Consider the following 12,560-nt stretch of genomic DNA (forward strand, 5'->3'; position numbering starts at 1 on the left):
TCGCGCCTTTCCCCGGGGTTAAATGATCCCCTCCTGACCGGAGAAGGGGGAATGGTCCGGCCGTTTCCCGGCGACCGCGCCGGTGGCGCCCCCTAGGCTTCGGTCCGGGTCCGGACCGTCCACAGGGATGACCGTCCACGGGTTTCACCGTCCGCAGGGTTCACAGGGGGAGTCCATATGCAGCCGCTGGAAGCGGGCGAACCGCACACCATCGGTGCCTACCGGCTGCTCGGCAGGCTCGGCGCGGGCGGTATGGGCCGGGTCTATCTCGGGCGCAGCGCGGGCGGGCGCACGGTCGCGGTCAAGGTCGTCCACCCCCACTTCGCCCTCGACGAGCAGTTCCGCGCCCGGTTCCGGCGCGAGGTGGAGTCCGCCCGGCGGATCGGCGCCCAGTGGACTGCCCCGGTCCTGGACGCCGACCCGGACGCCCCGATTCCGTGGGTGGCGACCGGGTACGTCGCCGGGCCGCCGCTCTCCCAGGCGATCACCGAGCACGGCCCGCTGCCCGAACACGCGGTACGTACCCTGGGCGCGGGTCTCGCCGAGGCCCTCGCGGTCGTCCACGGCCAGGGCATCGTCCACCGCGATGTGAAGCCGTCCAATGTGCTGCTCGCCCTCGACGGCCCCCGCCTCATCGACTTCGGCATCGCCCGCGCCCTCGGCGCGACCGTCTCGCTCACCTCCACCGGGGTCTCCGTCGGCTCGCCCGGCTACATGGCGCCCGAGCAGATCCGGGGCCGGGACGTCTCCGGCGCGGCCGACGTCTTCTCGCTGGGCGCGGTCCTCGCGTACGCGGCGACGGGCGCGGCTCCCTTCCCGGGCGACTCCTCCGCCGTACTCCTCTACAAGGTGGTCCACGAGGAACCCGAACTGGGCGACCTGGAGGGCGAGCTGCGCGAGGTGGTCGCGGGCTGCCTCGCCAAGGACCCGGCGGCTCGCCCCGCCCCGGCAAGCCTCGCCCGTGCGCTCGCTCCCGACGGGGCGGCGGCGATGGTGGCGGGCGGCTGGCTGCCGGGCCGGCTGGTGCGCGAGGTCAGCCGGTCGGCGGTGGCGCTCCTGGACCTGGAACCGCAGGACGCGCCGGTGCAGTCGGGCCCGGTGCCGTTCAGCAGCGCGTCGCTGAGGGCGGGACAGGGGCCCGGTCCCCGGCCGGGGGAGGCCGCACCGGGCCGGGGCGGTGAATCCGGCCCGCCCGCCCCGAGCCCGCAGGACGCACCGTACGGGGCACCGCGTCCGCAGGAAGCGCCGGGAGACGCACCGTACGGGGTACCGCGTCCGCAGGAAGTTTCGGGGGACGCGGGGTACGGGGTACCGCGTCCGCAGGAAGCGCCGCAGGACGTGCCGTACAGGACGCCGCATCCTCAGGACGACGCGTACGGGACACCTCATCCTCAGGACGACGCGTACGGGATGCCGCCCCCGCCCCCGCCACCTACGCTTCCGCGCGCGAAGCACGCCCCCACCGCGCCCCCGCCCCCCACACATGCCGGGACCTACCGGCAGGGCGGCGACGGCGGGCACGGCGGGCATGGCGGGCGCGCCGCCAGTGGTCTGCCGGGGCAGCGCGACGGCGACCCCCGCGTCTCCCTGACCGTCAGCGCCGAGAACCGGCAGACCTCCGGGGGGCGCCGCAGCCGCCGGGTCAGCTGCACCCTCGCCCTGGCCGTGGCGGGCGCGCTCGCCGCCGTCACCCTCGGCACGGGACTGCTCGACGGCTTCCTCCCGGGCGGTGACGCCGACCGGCGTGAGGGAAGCGACAGCGCGGCCAACCGGCCCTCCTCCGCCGCCTCCACGCCCGCCTCCGCGAAGCCGACGCCCGCCGAATCCGCCGACCGGAGCGAGGCCCCGGCCGACGCGCTGCCGAAGGCGTACGTGGGCACCTGGAAGGGGCCGGTCACCGAGGAGACGACCGGTCAGCCGCACGGCACCCTCACCGCCGTCTTCACCGAGGGGAAACGCGGCGAGCAGGTCGTCCGGCTGAGCACGACGATCTCCCAGCTCGGCATCACCGTCACCTGCAACAGCGTCGGCACCCTCGCCTCCGGCACCGCGAAGCAGCTGAACATCCGCGAGGCCACCGACCCGGACCGCCCCAGCACGCCCGGCCTGTGCACCACCACGGAAGCCGACCTGGTCTTCCGCCTCGCCGAGGACGGCACCCTGGACTACCGCTCGAAGGAACGCGCCGCCGGTCTCCCGTACGGGAAGCTCACCAGGTCCGGCGGCTGAGGGCGCACAGGGCTGGCGTACGCTGGATCGGTCCGAGGATCGTCAAAAATACCGCCGAAAGGTGACAGCCCGGTGACCGAGAAGGCCGACCTTCAGCCCGTCCTCGACCGAGCCGCCGAAGGCGGTCGGATCACCCCGGAGGAGGCGCTCGGCCTCTACCGGTCCGCGCCGCTGCACGCGCTGGGCGCCGCCGCCGACGCCGTACGCCGACGCCGCTACGCCGGTACGGAACACATCGCGACGTACATCATCGAGCGCAACATCAACTACACCAACGTGTGCGTGACGGCCTGCAAGTTCTGCGCCTTCTACGCCCCGCCCAAGGCCACCGACAAGGGCTGGACCCGCGACCTCGACGACATCCTGCGCCGCTGCGCGGAGACCGTGGAGCTGGGCGGCACCCAGATCATGTTCCAGGGCGGCCACCACCCGGACTTCGGCGTGGAGTACTACGAGGAGCACTTCTCCGCGATCAAGAAGGCGTTCCCGCAGCTGGTCATCCACTCCCTGGGCGCCTCCGAGATCGAGCACATGGCCCGGATCTCGAAGGTCTCCGCCGAGGAGGCCATCAGCCGGATCCACGCCGCCGGGCTCGACTCCTTCGCCGGCGCGGGCGCCGAGCTGCTGCCCGCCCGGCCGCGCACCGCCATCGCCCCGCTCAAGGAGTCCGGCGAGCGGTGGCTGGAGATCATGGAGATCGCGCACGGGCTCGGCGTCGAGTCCACCTCCACCATGCTGATGGGCACCGGCGAGACCAACGCCGAGCGCATCGAGCACCTGAAGATGATCCGGGACGTCCAGGACCGTACGGGCGGCTTCCGCGCCTTCATCCCGTACACCTACCAGCCGGAGAACAACAAGCTGAAGGGCCAGACGCAGGCCACGCTCTTCGAGTACCTGCGGATGATCGCCATCGCCCGGCTCTTCCTCGACAACGTCGCCCACATCCAGGGCTCCTGGCTGACCACCGGCAAGGAGGTCGGCCAGCTGTCGCTGCACTACGGCGCGGACGACCTCGGCTCGATCATGCTGGAGGAGAACGTCGTCTCCTCGGCCGGCGCCAAGCACCGCTCCAACCGGCTGGAGATCATCGACCTGATCCGCAAGGCGGACCGCGTCCCCGCCCAGCGCGCCACGACGTACGAGCACCTCGTCGTGCACGACGACCCGGCGATGGACCCGGTCGACGAGCGCGTGGTCTCGCACATCTCCTCCACCGCGATCGAGGGCGGCACCGCGCACCCGGAGCTGAAGCTCCTCAACGCCAACTAGGGCCTCCTGTGCTGACGATCCATGCCGCGCCGCTGGTCCTGCCGGTCGGCGCGGCGGCCGTCGCGGACGGTGCGGTCGCGGTGGACGGCGACCGGATCGCGGCCCTCGGCCCGTACGAGGAGGTCGCCGCCGCGTACCCGGCGGCCCGGGTCCGCCGCTGGCCCGGCCTCCTCACGCCCGGACTGCGCCAGGACCGGGCCCGGGAGCTGCTCACCCGCTGCTACCACCCCGACCCGCGCGAGGCCGGTGAGCTGGGCGAACTCCCGCTGTGGGGCGAGGAGGCCGAGCGGCTCGCGGCGACGATGGACGCGACCCGGCGGGCCGGCAGCGTCCGGCGCGGGCTCCAGCGGATGCTGCGGCACGGCACCACGCACGTGGCGGGCCCCTTCGACGCGGACGACCCGGCGCTGTGCACGGCGCTCTCCCGGTCGGGTCTGGTCCTGGTCCCGCCCCCGCCGGTACGCGATGGCCCGCCGGACCTGGACCCCTTCGCGGCGGGCGGCGATCTGGCCGCCACGGTCCACGGCCCGCTGACCGTGGGCGGGCGCGCGGACTTCGCGGTCTTCGACGTGCCCGACGAGGCAGCGCTGCGCGCGGGCGGAGCGGGCGCCTGCGTGGCGACGGTGCTCGGGGGCCGACTGGTGCACCGCGCCCGCTGAAGGGGGCTCAGGCTCCGGCCGAGGCTTCGGCCCAGGCCGAGGCTCCGACCCCGGCTTCGGCCTTGGCCCTGGCCGCCGCCCGGCCCCGGCTCGGGCCCCGGCTCCCTCCGCCCAGGCTCCGGCTCGGGGCCAGCCCTGGCTCCGACCCCGCCCCAGGCCCAGGCTCCGACCCCGACCCCGGCTCCGTACGTTCCCTACGCTCCGTGGCGTAGGTCAGGGCACCGACGGGCCGCCCAGGTAGCGTCCCTTCGCGTCGTACGGCCAGGCGTTGGCGACACAGCCCTTCAGCCCCTTGATCTGCTGCATCATCGCGGGCGCGGGGCGGCCCTTCCCCGGGCAGGTCTCGTGGCCGCGCCCCAGCCAGTGGCCCACCTCGTGGTTGACGATCAGCGCCCGGTACTCCGAGACGGGCCCGTCGAACTGAGGCGAACCGAGCTGCCAGCGCTTCAGGTTGACCATCACCTTCTCGCCGCCCCGGCAGTTGACCTCGCCGCGCGTGTTCAGGCCGTACGAGCCGCAGATCCGGTCCGTGGTGGCCGGGGTGGCGATCCGGATCACCAGTCCCGCCGGACCGTCGGCTACCTGGCGGAACGAGCGCTCGCCGTCGTGGCCCCAGCCGCGCGGATCGGCCAGGACGGCGGCGATGTCCGCGGCGGCCCGGTCGGGGTCGACACCGATGCCGTCCTCCACCTCGACCCGGTAGGCGCTGCCCTTGCCCTTCGCCGTGACGCCCGCACGGGCCACGGCGAACGTGCCTGGCCCCGAGGCGGGGATGTCCTCGGCCCGGATGGTGTCCGTCCCGGCCGAGGCGGAGGCGGTCGGGGTCGGGGACGGGGTCGGGGACGGCGGGGGAGTGGGCGGAGGAGAGTCCTCCGGCTGCTCCGACGCGTTGTCCGGTCCGCCCGCCGGAGCCGTACGGGACGGGGCCGGCGCCGCGTCCGCCGGGCCGCCCCCGTCCTGCCAGGGGCGGCCGACGAGGAGCGCAGCACCCGCCACGACCGTGAGGGCCAGCACGGCCAGACCGACCGCACGGCGCCGGTTCCGCTGCCGACGCCGCACCGCGGACCGGGAACGGGGAGCGGACCGGGAAGGGGAAGCGGACCGGGAACGGCGGGCGGACCGGGAGCGGGGAGCGGAACCGGAACGGGAACGGCGGGCGGACCGGGGACCGGGCCGGGGAGGCGGCATGCGCAGCCGGAACGTGTCCTCGTCGCGGTCCGGTTCCCCGTATGCGGGCGGCAGGGTGCCCGTGGGGCGGCGGCGCGTCACGAGGCGGCCCCGCTCCGCGGCACGGGCTTCTCGTCGGCGTACGCGATCAGCTCCCGGAACCGCGGGCTCTGGGCGACCCGGACCAGGTCCCCGGCGGTGACGGGGGTGCCGCCCGACCCGGAGGGCGCGGGCGGGACGGACAGCGCCACCGTGCTGCGGCCGGACCGGTACCGGGAGACCTCCGTTCCCGTCCGGCGCACGACGGGCGTGCCGTCGTCCAGGGTGAGGCCCTCGCAGGCAGGCCCCTTCTGTGGGAGGCCGGGGCAGGCGGGCGCCGCGCTCCCCGGACGCGGGCGTACCGGCAGGCGGACGGAGTGCACGATGCCGCCGCGCCGCCCCTGATAGCTCTGGGCGTCGTCGTCGCCGGCCGGCCGGACGGTCCCGATCGACGTGGACAGCAGGGCGTCCAGCGCCCTGGCCGCCCGCTTCCGGAAGTCCTCCAGATGCGTGGACTCCCCGGGGCCGGGACCGGGACCGGACGGGGCCGACCGGAACGGCGTCGAGGTGGGGGGTGTCGTCGGCCCGGCCTCGGGCCTCTTCGACTCGGGGGTGGACGTGGGGCTCGGCATGTCGGGGCGTGGCTCCGTACGCTGGGGAGAGGGGACAGGGGCGGGCGAGGAGAGGGACGGTCCGGCGGGACCCACGTCCGGCCCCGACAGCAGCCAGGGGCCGAGGACGGCGAGGCCCAGGGTCACGGCGGTGACCGCGACGAAGGCGCCCGCGACCGCGAGCGCCCGGGACCTGGCCCGCCGCCGGTGGCCCTCCCGTACCGCGCCGGGGACCAGGTCGGGCTGGAGGGACAGCGGGCATGCGGCCCGGTGCAGGGCGTCCCGGAACAGCTCAGCGAGAGCAGCGTGACCCGGAGGTCGGCGCCCGGCGCGGGATTGGGGTGCGGGCGGGGCGCGTTGCGGTTGTGGGCGAGCAGATCGCGTACCGTGCGGCGGCGTTCGGCCACGAAGGTGCGGACGAGCACGGTCTTGGCGTAGGCGTCGAGGTTGTCCGCCCGGCTCGCCCTGTGCCAGTGCTGGAACAGCTTGGCGAGCGTCGTCTGCGTCAGGTCCCGCGCGCCCTCGACGTCTCCGCACAGCAGGTAGGCCGTCCGGTACAGCCGGCGCTGCCCGGTCCGGGCGTACGCCTCGAACGCGGCGCCCTCGCCGTCCGCCATGGCGGGCTCCGCCCCTGCCGGCATCCGCCCTCCCCTCCCTTCTCCTCGCGCTTCCGTGCTCCCTCGAGAGCCACCCCCCCCGTGCGGACTTCCACCCCTTACAGAGGACCTGCGTGCCGAAAAGGTTGAAGAGAAGTGAATACCAGTTCGAGACGGTGGGTGCGGGCGGGGGCCTCGAAGGAGCAGCGGCCGTGCCACGGGCCGGTCCGGGGCGTGGCACTCCCCGGCGGAGCCCGGTGCCCGCTCGGAGGGTGGTCGGAGAGGGCGGTGCCGGTACGTGTCGCTGTCGCGCGGGCGGTGCCGGGAGGCGTCGCCACCCGCGAGGTCGGTGCCCGGACGCGTCGCCGTCGCGGGAGACCGCCCTCGCCGATCCGTACGGCCGGGCTGCTTGAATGGAAGGGTGACCCGAGCCTCCCTGGAAAAGCAGCCGCACGAAGTCGCCTCGATGTTCGACGGTGTGGCGGCCAACTACGACCTGACCAACGACGTGATCTCGCTCGGCCAGGCCCGGCTGTGGCGCAAGGCGGTCGCCCAGGCGGTCGACGCCCGTCCCGCGCAGAAGATCCTGGACCTGGCGGCCGGTACGGCGACCTCCTCACAGCCCTTCGTGAAGGCGGGCGCCTACGTCGTGCCGTGCGACTTCTCGCTCGGCATGCTCAAGGTCGGCAAGGAACGCCACCCCTGGATGCCGTTCACCGCGGGCGACGGCATGAGGCTGCCGTTCAAGGACGAGACGTTCGACACCGTCACGATCTCCTTCGGGCTGCGCAACATCCAGGACACCGATGTCGCGCTGCGCGAGCTGTACCGGGTGACGAAGCCCGGCGGGCGGGTCGTGATCTGCGAGTTCTCGCAGCCGACCTGGACCCCGTTCCGCACGGTCTACACGGAGTACCTGATGCGGGCGATCCCGCCGGCCGCCCGCGCGGTGTCCTCCAACCCGGACGCGTACGTCTATCTCGCCGAGTCGATCCGGGACTGGCCCGACCAGCCCGCCCTCGCCGCACTGCTCCAGAAGGCCGGCTGGTCGAAGGTCGCCTGGCGCAACCTGACCGGCGGCGTGGTGGCCCTGCACCGGGCCACCCGCGCCTGACCCACGTCCGGGGCGGCTCAGAGCTCCAGCCGGAAGCAGTACGCCTCCTGCCCGCGCGGAGTGGCGTACGACTCGGCCCGCCGCATCCCGATCCGTTCCGCGACCGCCGCCGACCGGGCGTTGCGTGAGTGGACCATCGCGACCACCTCGCCCACCCCCGCCGCCCGCAGCCGCTCCAGGGTGGTGCGGGCGGCGGCGGTGGCGTACCCGCGTCCCCACGCCTCACGTCCCAGCCGCCAGCCGATCTCGGTCGCGCCCACCGGCCCGTAATGCGTGTGCGGCCACGGCTGCGCCCCGGTGAAGCCGAGGACGGCGTCCTCCTCGTCCGTGACGGTCCACAGGCAGTAGCCCAGCTCCGCGTCGTGCCGCCGCTGGCGCGCGGTGAGCTCCTCGTACACCGAGAACTCCGCGCTCCGACCGCCGAAGAACTCCATCACCTGCGGGTCGTCGAAGACCCGGTGCCAGGTCAGGGCGTCCTCGTCGGTCGGAACTCGCAGGCGTACGGCAGGGACCGGAGCAGGGGGCGTGGCAGGCGCTGTCGACATGAGGGAGCCCTTCGGAGGGTTGGTCTGCAGGCCCCCATAGACTGCACGGGACATGTGCCGCGCGGCACGCGAATTCGAGTCTTCGGGAGATCCGACCGTGACCGAGCCCCTCTCCGAGCACAGCGCGGACGTGATCGTCGTCGGAGCGGGCCCAGCCGGCTCCACGACCGCGTACTACCTCGCCAAGGCCGGACTCGACGTCCTGCTCCTGGAGAAGACCGCCTTCCCCCGGGAGAAGGTCTGCGGCGACGGACTCACGCCCCGCGCCACCAAGCAGCTCGTCGCCATGGGGATCGACATCTCCGAGGAGGCGGGCTGGCTGCGCAACAAGGGCCTGCGCATCATCGGCGGCGGCGTACGGCTCCAGCTGGACTGGCCGGACCTCGCCTCCTACCCGGACTACGGTCTGGTCCGCAAACGCGACGACTTCGACGAGCAGCTGGCCCGGCAGGCGCAGAAGGCCGGCGCCCGGCTGTACGAGCGCTGCAACGTGGGCGCGCCGATCAGGGACGAGCGCACCGGCCGTATCACCGGCGTCGAGGCGAGGATCGGCGAGGAGAAGACCCCGGTCACCTTCCACGCCCCGCTCGTTGTCGCCGCCGACGGCAACTCCACCCGGCTCTCGCTGGCGATGGGCCTGCACCGCCGCGAGGACCGCCCGATGGGCGTCGCCGTGCGGACCTACTTCACCTCGCCCCGCCACGACGACGACTACCTGGAGTCCTGGCTGGAGCTGTGGGACAAGCGCGGCGCCGAGGACCGGCTGCTGCCCGGCTACGGCTGGATCTTCGGCATGGGCGACGGCACCTCCAACGTGGGCCTCGGCATCCTCAACTCCTCCTCCGCCTTCAAGGAGCTGGACTGGCGCGAGGTCCTCAAGGCCTGGTGCGCCTCGATGCCGGAGGACTGGGGCTACACCCCGGAGAACATGACGATGCCGATCCGGGGCGCGGCCCTCCCGATGGCCTTCAACCGCCAGCCGCACTACACCAAGGGCCTCCTCCTCGTCGGCGACGCGGGCGGCATGGTCAACCCGTTCAACGGCGAGGGCATCGCGTACGCCATGGAGTCGGGCCAGATCGCGGCCGACGTCATCGTCCAGGCGCACGCCCGCGCCACCCCCGCCCAGCGCGAACTGGCCCTGAACAACTACCCGAAGGTGCTCAAGGAGACCTACGGCGGCTACTACACGATGGGCCGCGCCTTCGTGAAGCTGATCGGCAACCCGAAGATCATGAAGATCGCCACCCAACGCGGCCTGACCCACCCGCTGCTGATGAAGTTCACCCTGAAGATGCTGGCCAACCTGACCGACCCGCAGGGCGGCGACGCGATGGACCGCATCATCAACGGCCTGTCGAAGGTGGCCCCCCGAGCTTGACCCTTCAGGTCCGGGCCGCTCGTTGGGCAGTCGAGCGGCCCGGCTCGTGGCGGTTGGCCGTCAAACGTTGACGATCTTCACCCTCGGTGAGCCGGGAAGCTCCTCGACTTCCTTGATCAACGACTGGGCGGGCGACGCGGATCTCTTGCCGGCCCGCTCGACGGCCTGGGGCGCGCGTGGCCTCTCTCCCTGTTCACCCATGTCATCCCTGCCGTTCCCGCCCGGCGCGGACCGGCCCTGGCCCACGGGCCGGCGGCCCGTCCTGGTCCGGTGCGCCCGGACGGCTCCGCTCCGCCCACCGCACCGCCGGTCCCATGCCGAGGCCCGCCGCGAGGAACAGCGCTCCGAGCAGCAGCCAGCCGGGGACGCCCCAGGAGATGATCAGCGCGGTCAGCAGCAGGGGCCCGAGCATTCTCGCGACGGGAACCCCTGCCCCGAAGAGGCCCTGGTACTGCCCCTGCCGCCCCGCCGGGGCCAGATCGAAGCTGATCTGCCACGCTCCCGCCGACTGCCGCATCTCGCCCCACACCTGGAGTCCGGCGGCGAACAGCAGGATCGCGAACAGTGCCCACAGCGGCGCGTCGAGCGCGGTGCAGGCGAAGGCCGCACAGGACGCCAGCATCAGGACCCCGCCGCTCCGCACGGTGCGTACGGCGCTCGGCAGATCACGTACGGCGGACGCCGTACGGACCTGGAAGAGCATCACGGCCCCCGTATTGAGCACCAGGAGCGCCGAAACGGTCCAGCCGGGTGCGGCGGTGCGTTCGGCGATCCAGAGCGGGATGGCCAGGCTGATCAGCGGCATCCGGAGCAGCATGATCATGTTGAGCAGGGCGACGAGCGCGTACGGCCGGTCCCGCAGGACGGTCGGGTCCGCGCCGCGTCCGGGTACGGACTTGTCGGCGCGGGCCGGCTCCGGCAGCCGCGCGAGCAGCAGCGCACACCCCGCGAACGCGACGGCGTCCAGGGCCAGGGCGGCGAGATAGGCGTCGGCCGTACCGATGTGCAGGGCCACCCCGCCGAGGGCCGCCCCCAGCGCCAGGCCCGCGTTGAGGGCCGACTGGAGATGGGCGAGTACGCCGGTCCGCCCGTCCCGGTCCACGATCCCGGCCAGCAGCGACTGGCGGGCGGCGGCGAACCCGCACTGCGCGGTCGCGTAGGCGCAGGCCGCGAGGACGAACGACGGATACGACCGCACCACGAGGAAGGCGGCCACGCAGACCGCCGTGGCGAGGGCCAGCCCGACGGCCGTCCTGCGCGGGCCGAGGCGGTCGGCGAGGTGCCCGAGCGGCACCCCCGCTACCGCGCCCACCCCCCACGCGAGCGTCAGTCCGAGTCCGATCTCCGCCGCCGAGAGGCCGACCACCTGCGAGAAGTACAGCGCGGAGCAGACGTAATAGGCGCCGTCCCCCAGCGAATTGACCAACTGGGCCACAGCCAGACCGCGCGCCGGGCCGGCGGCGGGAATCCATCGCGCACGCACGTCCATTCCGTCCCGTCCCATCCCGTCGATTCCGCCCGTCTCATCCCACCCCGTCCCATGTCATCCCGGTCTGTACCGGACGGGTCAGGGGCAGTCGTGTGCGCCGGATTCGAATCTAGGGGAGCGAATGGACCCGGCCGTGGGCCACTTGGAGGCGATGCGCTTGGGCCAATGAGGGCGCAGGGCCGGGCGCGGCGGGTGGCAGGCCCGCAGCTCCTCGCGCTGCGGCCCGCTCAGGTGGCCGACGGCATCGCGCGCCAGGGCCGCGACCAGCCGTATGCGCGGGTCCTCCTCGGCCGGCAGGAGCCCGGCCGTGGGCGGCCCTTCGGCGGGCCGGCGCAGTCGGGGGCGCCCGGACGCGGAGACCCTGGCCCGGACCGGCGTCACGCTCACCGCACTGCCCGACGACGACGTCCCCGCGCTGATCGCCTTCCACCGGCCGCCCGTCGAACAGGGGGCCCCTCCGGCTCCACCACTCGCTGCCGGACGCAGGGATGCCCAGAAGCCCGAGCGGCCGGCCGCCCCGCTCGCCGCCGGGTCGTCGCCGTCCTCGCGGGGCACGCACGCACAGGCCGGGCACGCCCGCACGCACGGCCGCCGCCCCGGGCTTCGGAGGCCGCCCCCCTGTTGGTCGGCCCCGCCGTCACCTGGCCCCTGCGCATGCCCGGGGAGGGCGACCGGCCGGCGGACCGGGACCAGCCGCCGGGCCCGGCGTTTCACGTCCCGGGAGGCGATCGGCGGCTGACCGCGTACTTCCGCGTCGCCCTCCGACGCTCCCGGATCCTGGTACTCCGCCTCACGTCAGGAGATATTTCTCAACTCCCCAGGTGATCGTGTGCGATGATTTGCGCGCCCCCCGGTCGTCGGCAGTCCGGACCGGCCGGCACCCGCCCCCGCCCGTAGCGGTGGCACGCGGTGCGTACCACTCTTCTTGACGCACGCTCACATCGCACGCAGGCCGGCGGGGTACGGAACAAGCCGATACAGCGCTGCTCGACCCCAAGGACAGACAGCCATGACCACCGCCTCCCTGCCCCGGAATTCCGCACGTCCGGATTCGGCCGCCGCCACGCCCCAGCACCACGGACTCTTCCTGGAGCCCCGCTTCGCCGTGGACCTGACCGCGACGGACGACGACGAGGACTTCGACGCCCCGTACGACGCGCCGCCCGCGCCCACCACCTCGGCCAAGGAGCCGGACCGGCCCAACCGCCGCCCCCGCCGCCGCTGATCCGGACGACGGCCTTCTGGCCAGGCCTTCCGGCCTCCAGTCCTCCGGTCCGGCCCGGCCTTCCGGCCTTCCGGCCTCCGGTTCTCCGGCCTTCCCGTGCTCGGGTCAGCCTCCCGGTCCTCCGGCCGGGAAAATCGCTGGAGGCCCCGCCGCCCGGCCGGTAGCCTCTCGCTTCATGGCCAGCCCTGAGTCCGACAGACTCCGGCCACCGGTGTGCCGGTGGCCGTGTTCGT

Annotated in this window: 13 protein-coding genes; 6 read left to right on the forward strand and 7 right to left on the reverse strand. The window is 73.8% G+C overall.

Features of this window, described 5'->3' with window-relative positions:
• The first annotated feature begins 177 nt into the window (after window positions 1–177).
• The 3 genes from ACGF2Y_RS14175 (at window position 178) to ACGF2Y_RS14185 (ending at window position 4,160) form a co-directional block, all read left to right on the forward strand.
• Window positions 178–2,229: a protein kinase gene (locus ACGF2Y_RS14175; protein ID WP_392946340.1), complete on the forward strand. Its 2,052-nt coding sequence runs from the start codon at window positions 178–180 to the stop codon at window positions 2,227–2,229.
• 72 nt (window positions 2,230–2,301) lie between these two features.
• On the forward strand, window positions 2,302–3,501 hold the full coding sequence (gene mqnC / locus ACGF2Y_RS14180; RefSeq protein ID WP_392946343.1) for a cyclic dehypoxanthinyl futalosine synthase: 1,200 nt from the start codon (window positions 2,302–2,304) through the stop codon (window positions 3,499–3,501).
• An 8-nt stretch (window positions 3,502–3,509) separates the two neighbouring features.
• The gene (locus ACGF2Y_RS14185; protein WP_392946346.1) at window positions 3,510–4,160 is read left to right on the forward strand and encodes a hypothetical protein; all 651 of its coding nucleotides are present in this window, start codon (window positions 3,510–3,512) and stop codon (window positions 4,158–4,160) included.
• Between the two features lie 213 nt (window positions 4,161–4,373).
• On the opposite strand, the gene ACGF2Y_RS14190 is transcribed toward ACGF2Y_RS14185, so the two are convergent.
• The 3 genes from ACGF2Y_RS14190 to ACGF2Y_RS14200 form a co-directional block, all read right to left on the reverse strand.
• The gene (locus ACGF2Y_RS14190) at window positions 4,374–5,429 is read right to left on the reverse strand and encodes a DUF3152 domain-containing protein (protein ID WP_392946348.1); all 1,056 of its coding nucleotides are present in this window, start codon (window positions 5,427–5,429) and stop codon (window positions 4,374–4,376) included.
• The gene (locus ACGF2Y_RS14195) at window positions 5,426–5,998 is read right to left on the reverse strand and encodes a hypothetical protein (protein ID WP_392946350.1); all 573 of its coding nucleotides are present in this window, start codon (window positions 5,996–5,998) and stop codon (window positions 5,426–5,428) included. Before ACGF2Y_RS14195 ends, ACGF2Y_RS14190 begins: the two co-directional genes overlap by 4 nt.
• A 122-nt stretch (window positions 5,999–6,120) precedes the next feature.
• Window positions 6,121–6,594, reverse strand: coding sequence for a sigma factor (locus ACGF2Y_RS14200; protein ID WP_392946762.1), 474 nt, complete (start codon window positions 6,592–6,594; stop codon window positions 6,121–6,123).
• A gap of 400 nt (window positions 6,595–6,994) precedes the next feature.
• On the opposite strand from ACGF2Y_RS14200, the gene ACGF2Y_RS14205 reads away from it, so the two are divergent.
• Entirely contained in the window at window positions 6,995–7,687 is a 693-nt protein-coding gene (locus ACGF2Y_RS14205; RefSeq protein WP_164611572.1) for a demethylmenaquinone methyltransferase, read from the forward strand.
• 17 nt (window positions 7,688–7,704) lie between these two features.
• On the opposite strand, the gene ACGF2Y_RS14210 is transcribed toward ACGF2Y_RS14205, so the two are convergent.
• The gene (locus tag ACGF2Y_RS14210; RefSeq protein WP_392946353.1) at window positions 7,705–8,232 is read right to left on the reverse strand and encodes a GNAT family N-acetyltransferase; all 528 of its coding nucleotides are present in this window, start codon (window positions 8,230–8,232) and stop codon (window positions 7,705–7,707) included.
• A gap of 97 nt (window positions 8,233–8,329) precedes the next feature.
• Here ACGF2Y_RS14210 and ACGF2Y_RS14215 point away from each other — a divergent pair, with 97 nt between their 5' ends.
• Window positions 8,330–9,613: a geranylgeranyl reductase family protein gene (locus ACGF2Y_RS14215; protein ID WP_392946356.1), complete on the forward strand. Its 1,284-nt coding sequence runs from the start codon at window positions 8,330–8,332 to the stop codon at window positions 9,611–9,613.
• Window positions 9,614–9,673: 60 nt separating this feature from the next.
• On the opposite strand, the gene ACGF2Y_RS14220 is transcribed toward ACGF2Y_RS14215, so the two are convergent.
• From ACGF2Y_RS14220 to ACGF2Y_RS14230, 3 genes are all read right to left on the reverse strand, one after another.
• Window positions 9,674–9,814 carry a hypothetical protein gene (locus tag ACGF2Y_RS14220; RefSeq protein WP_392946359.1) on the reverse strand — a complete coding sequence of 47 codons (141 nt, stop codon included), beginning with the start codon at window positions 9,812–9,814 and terminating at the stop codon, window positions 9,674–9,676.
• A gap of 1 nt (window position 9,815) precedes the next feature.
• Entirely contained in the window at window positions 9,816–11,096 is a 1,281-nt protein-coding gene (locus ACGF2Y_RS14225; protein WP_392946361.1) for an MFS transporter, read from the reverse strand.
• 84 nt (window positions 11,097–11,180) lie between these two features.
• The gene (locus ACGF2Y_RS14230) at window positions 11,181–11,489 is read right to left on the reverse strand and encodes a hypothetical protein (RefSeq protein WP_392946364.1); all 309 of its coding nucleotides are present in this window, start codon (window positions 11,487–11,489) and stop codon (window positions 11,181–11,183) included.
• A gap of 622 nt (window positions 11,490–12,111) precedes the next feature.
• Here ACGF2Y_RS14230 and ACGF2Y_RS14235 point away from each other — a divergent pair.
• On the forward strand, window positions 12,112–12,327 hold the full coding sequence (locus ACGF2Y_RS14235; protein WP_392946366.1) for a hypothetical protein: 216 nt from the start codon (window positions 12,112–12,114) through the stop codon (window positions 12,325–12,327).
• Window positions 12,328–12,560: the final 233 nt, after the last annotated feature.

The organism is Streptomyces sp. NPDC048142 (assembly GCF_043202835.1).
GTDB lineage: Bacteria > Actinomycetota > Actinomycetes > Streptomycetales > Streptomycetaceae > Streptomyces.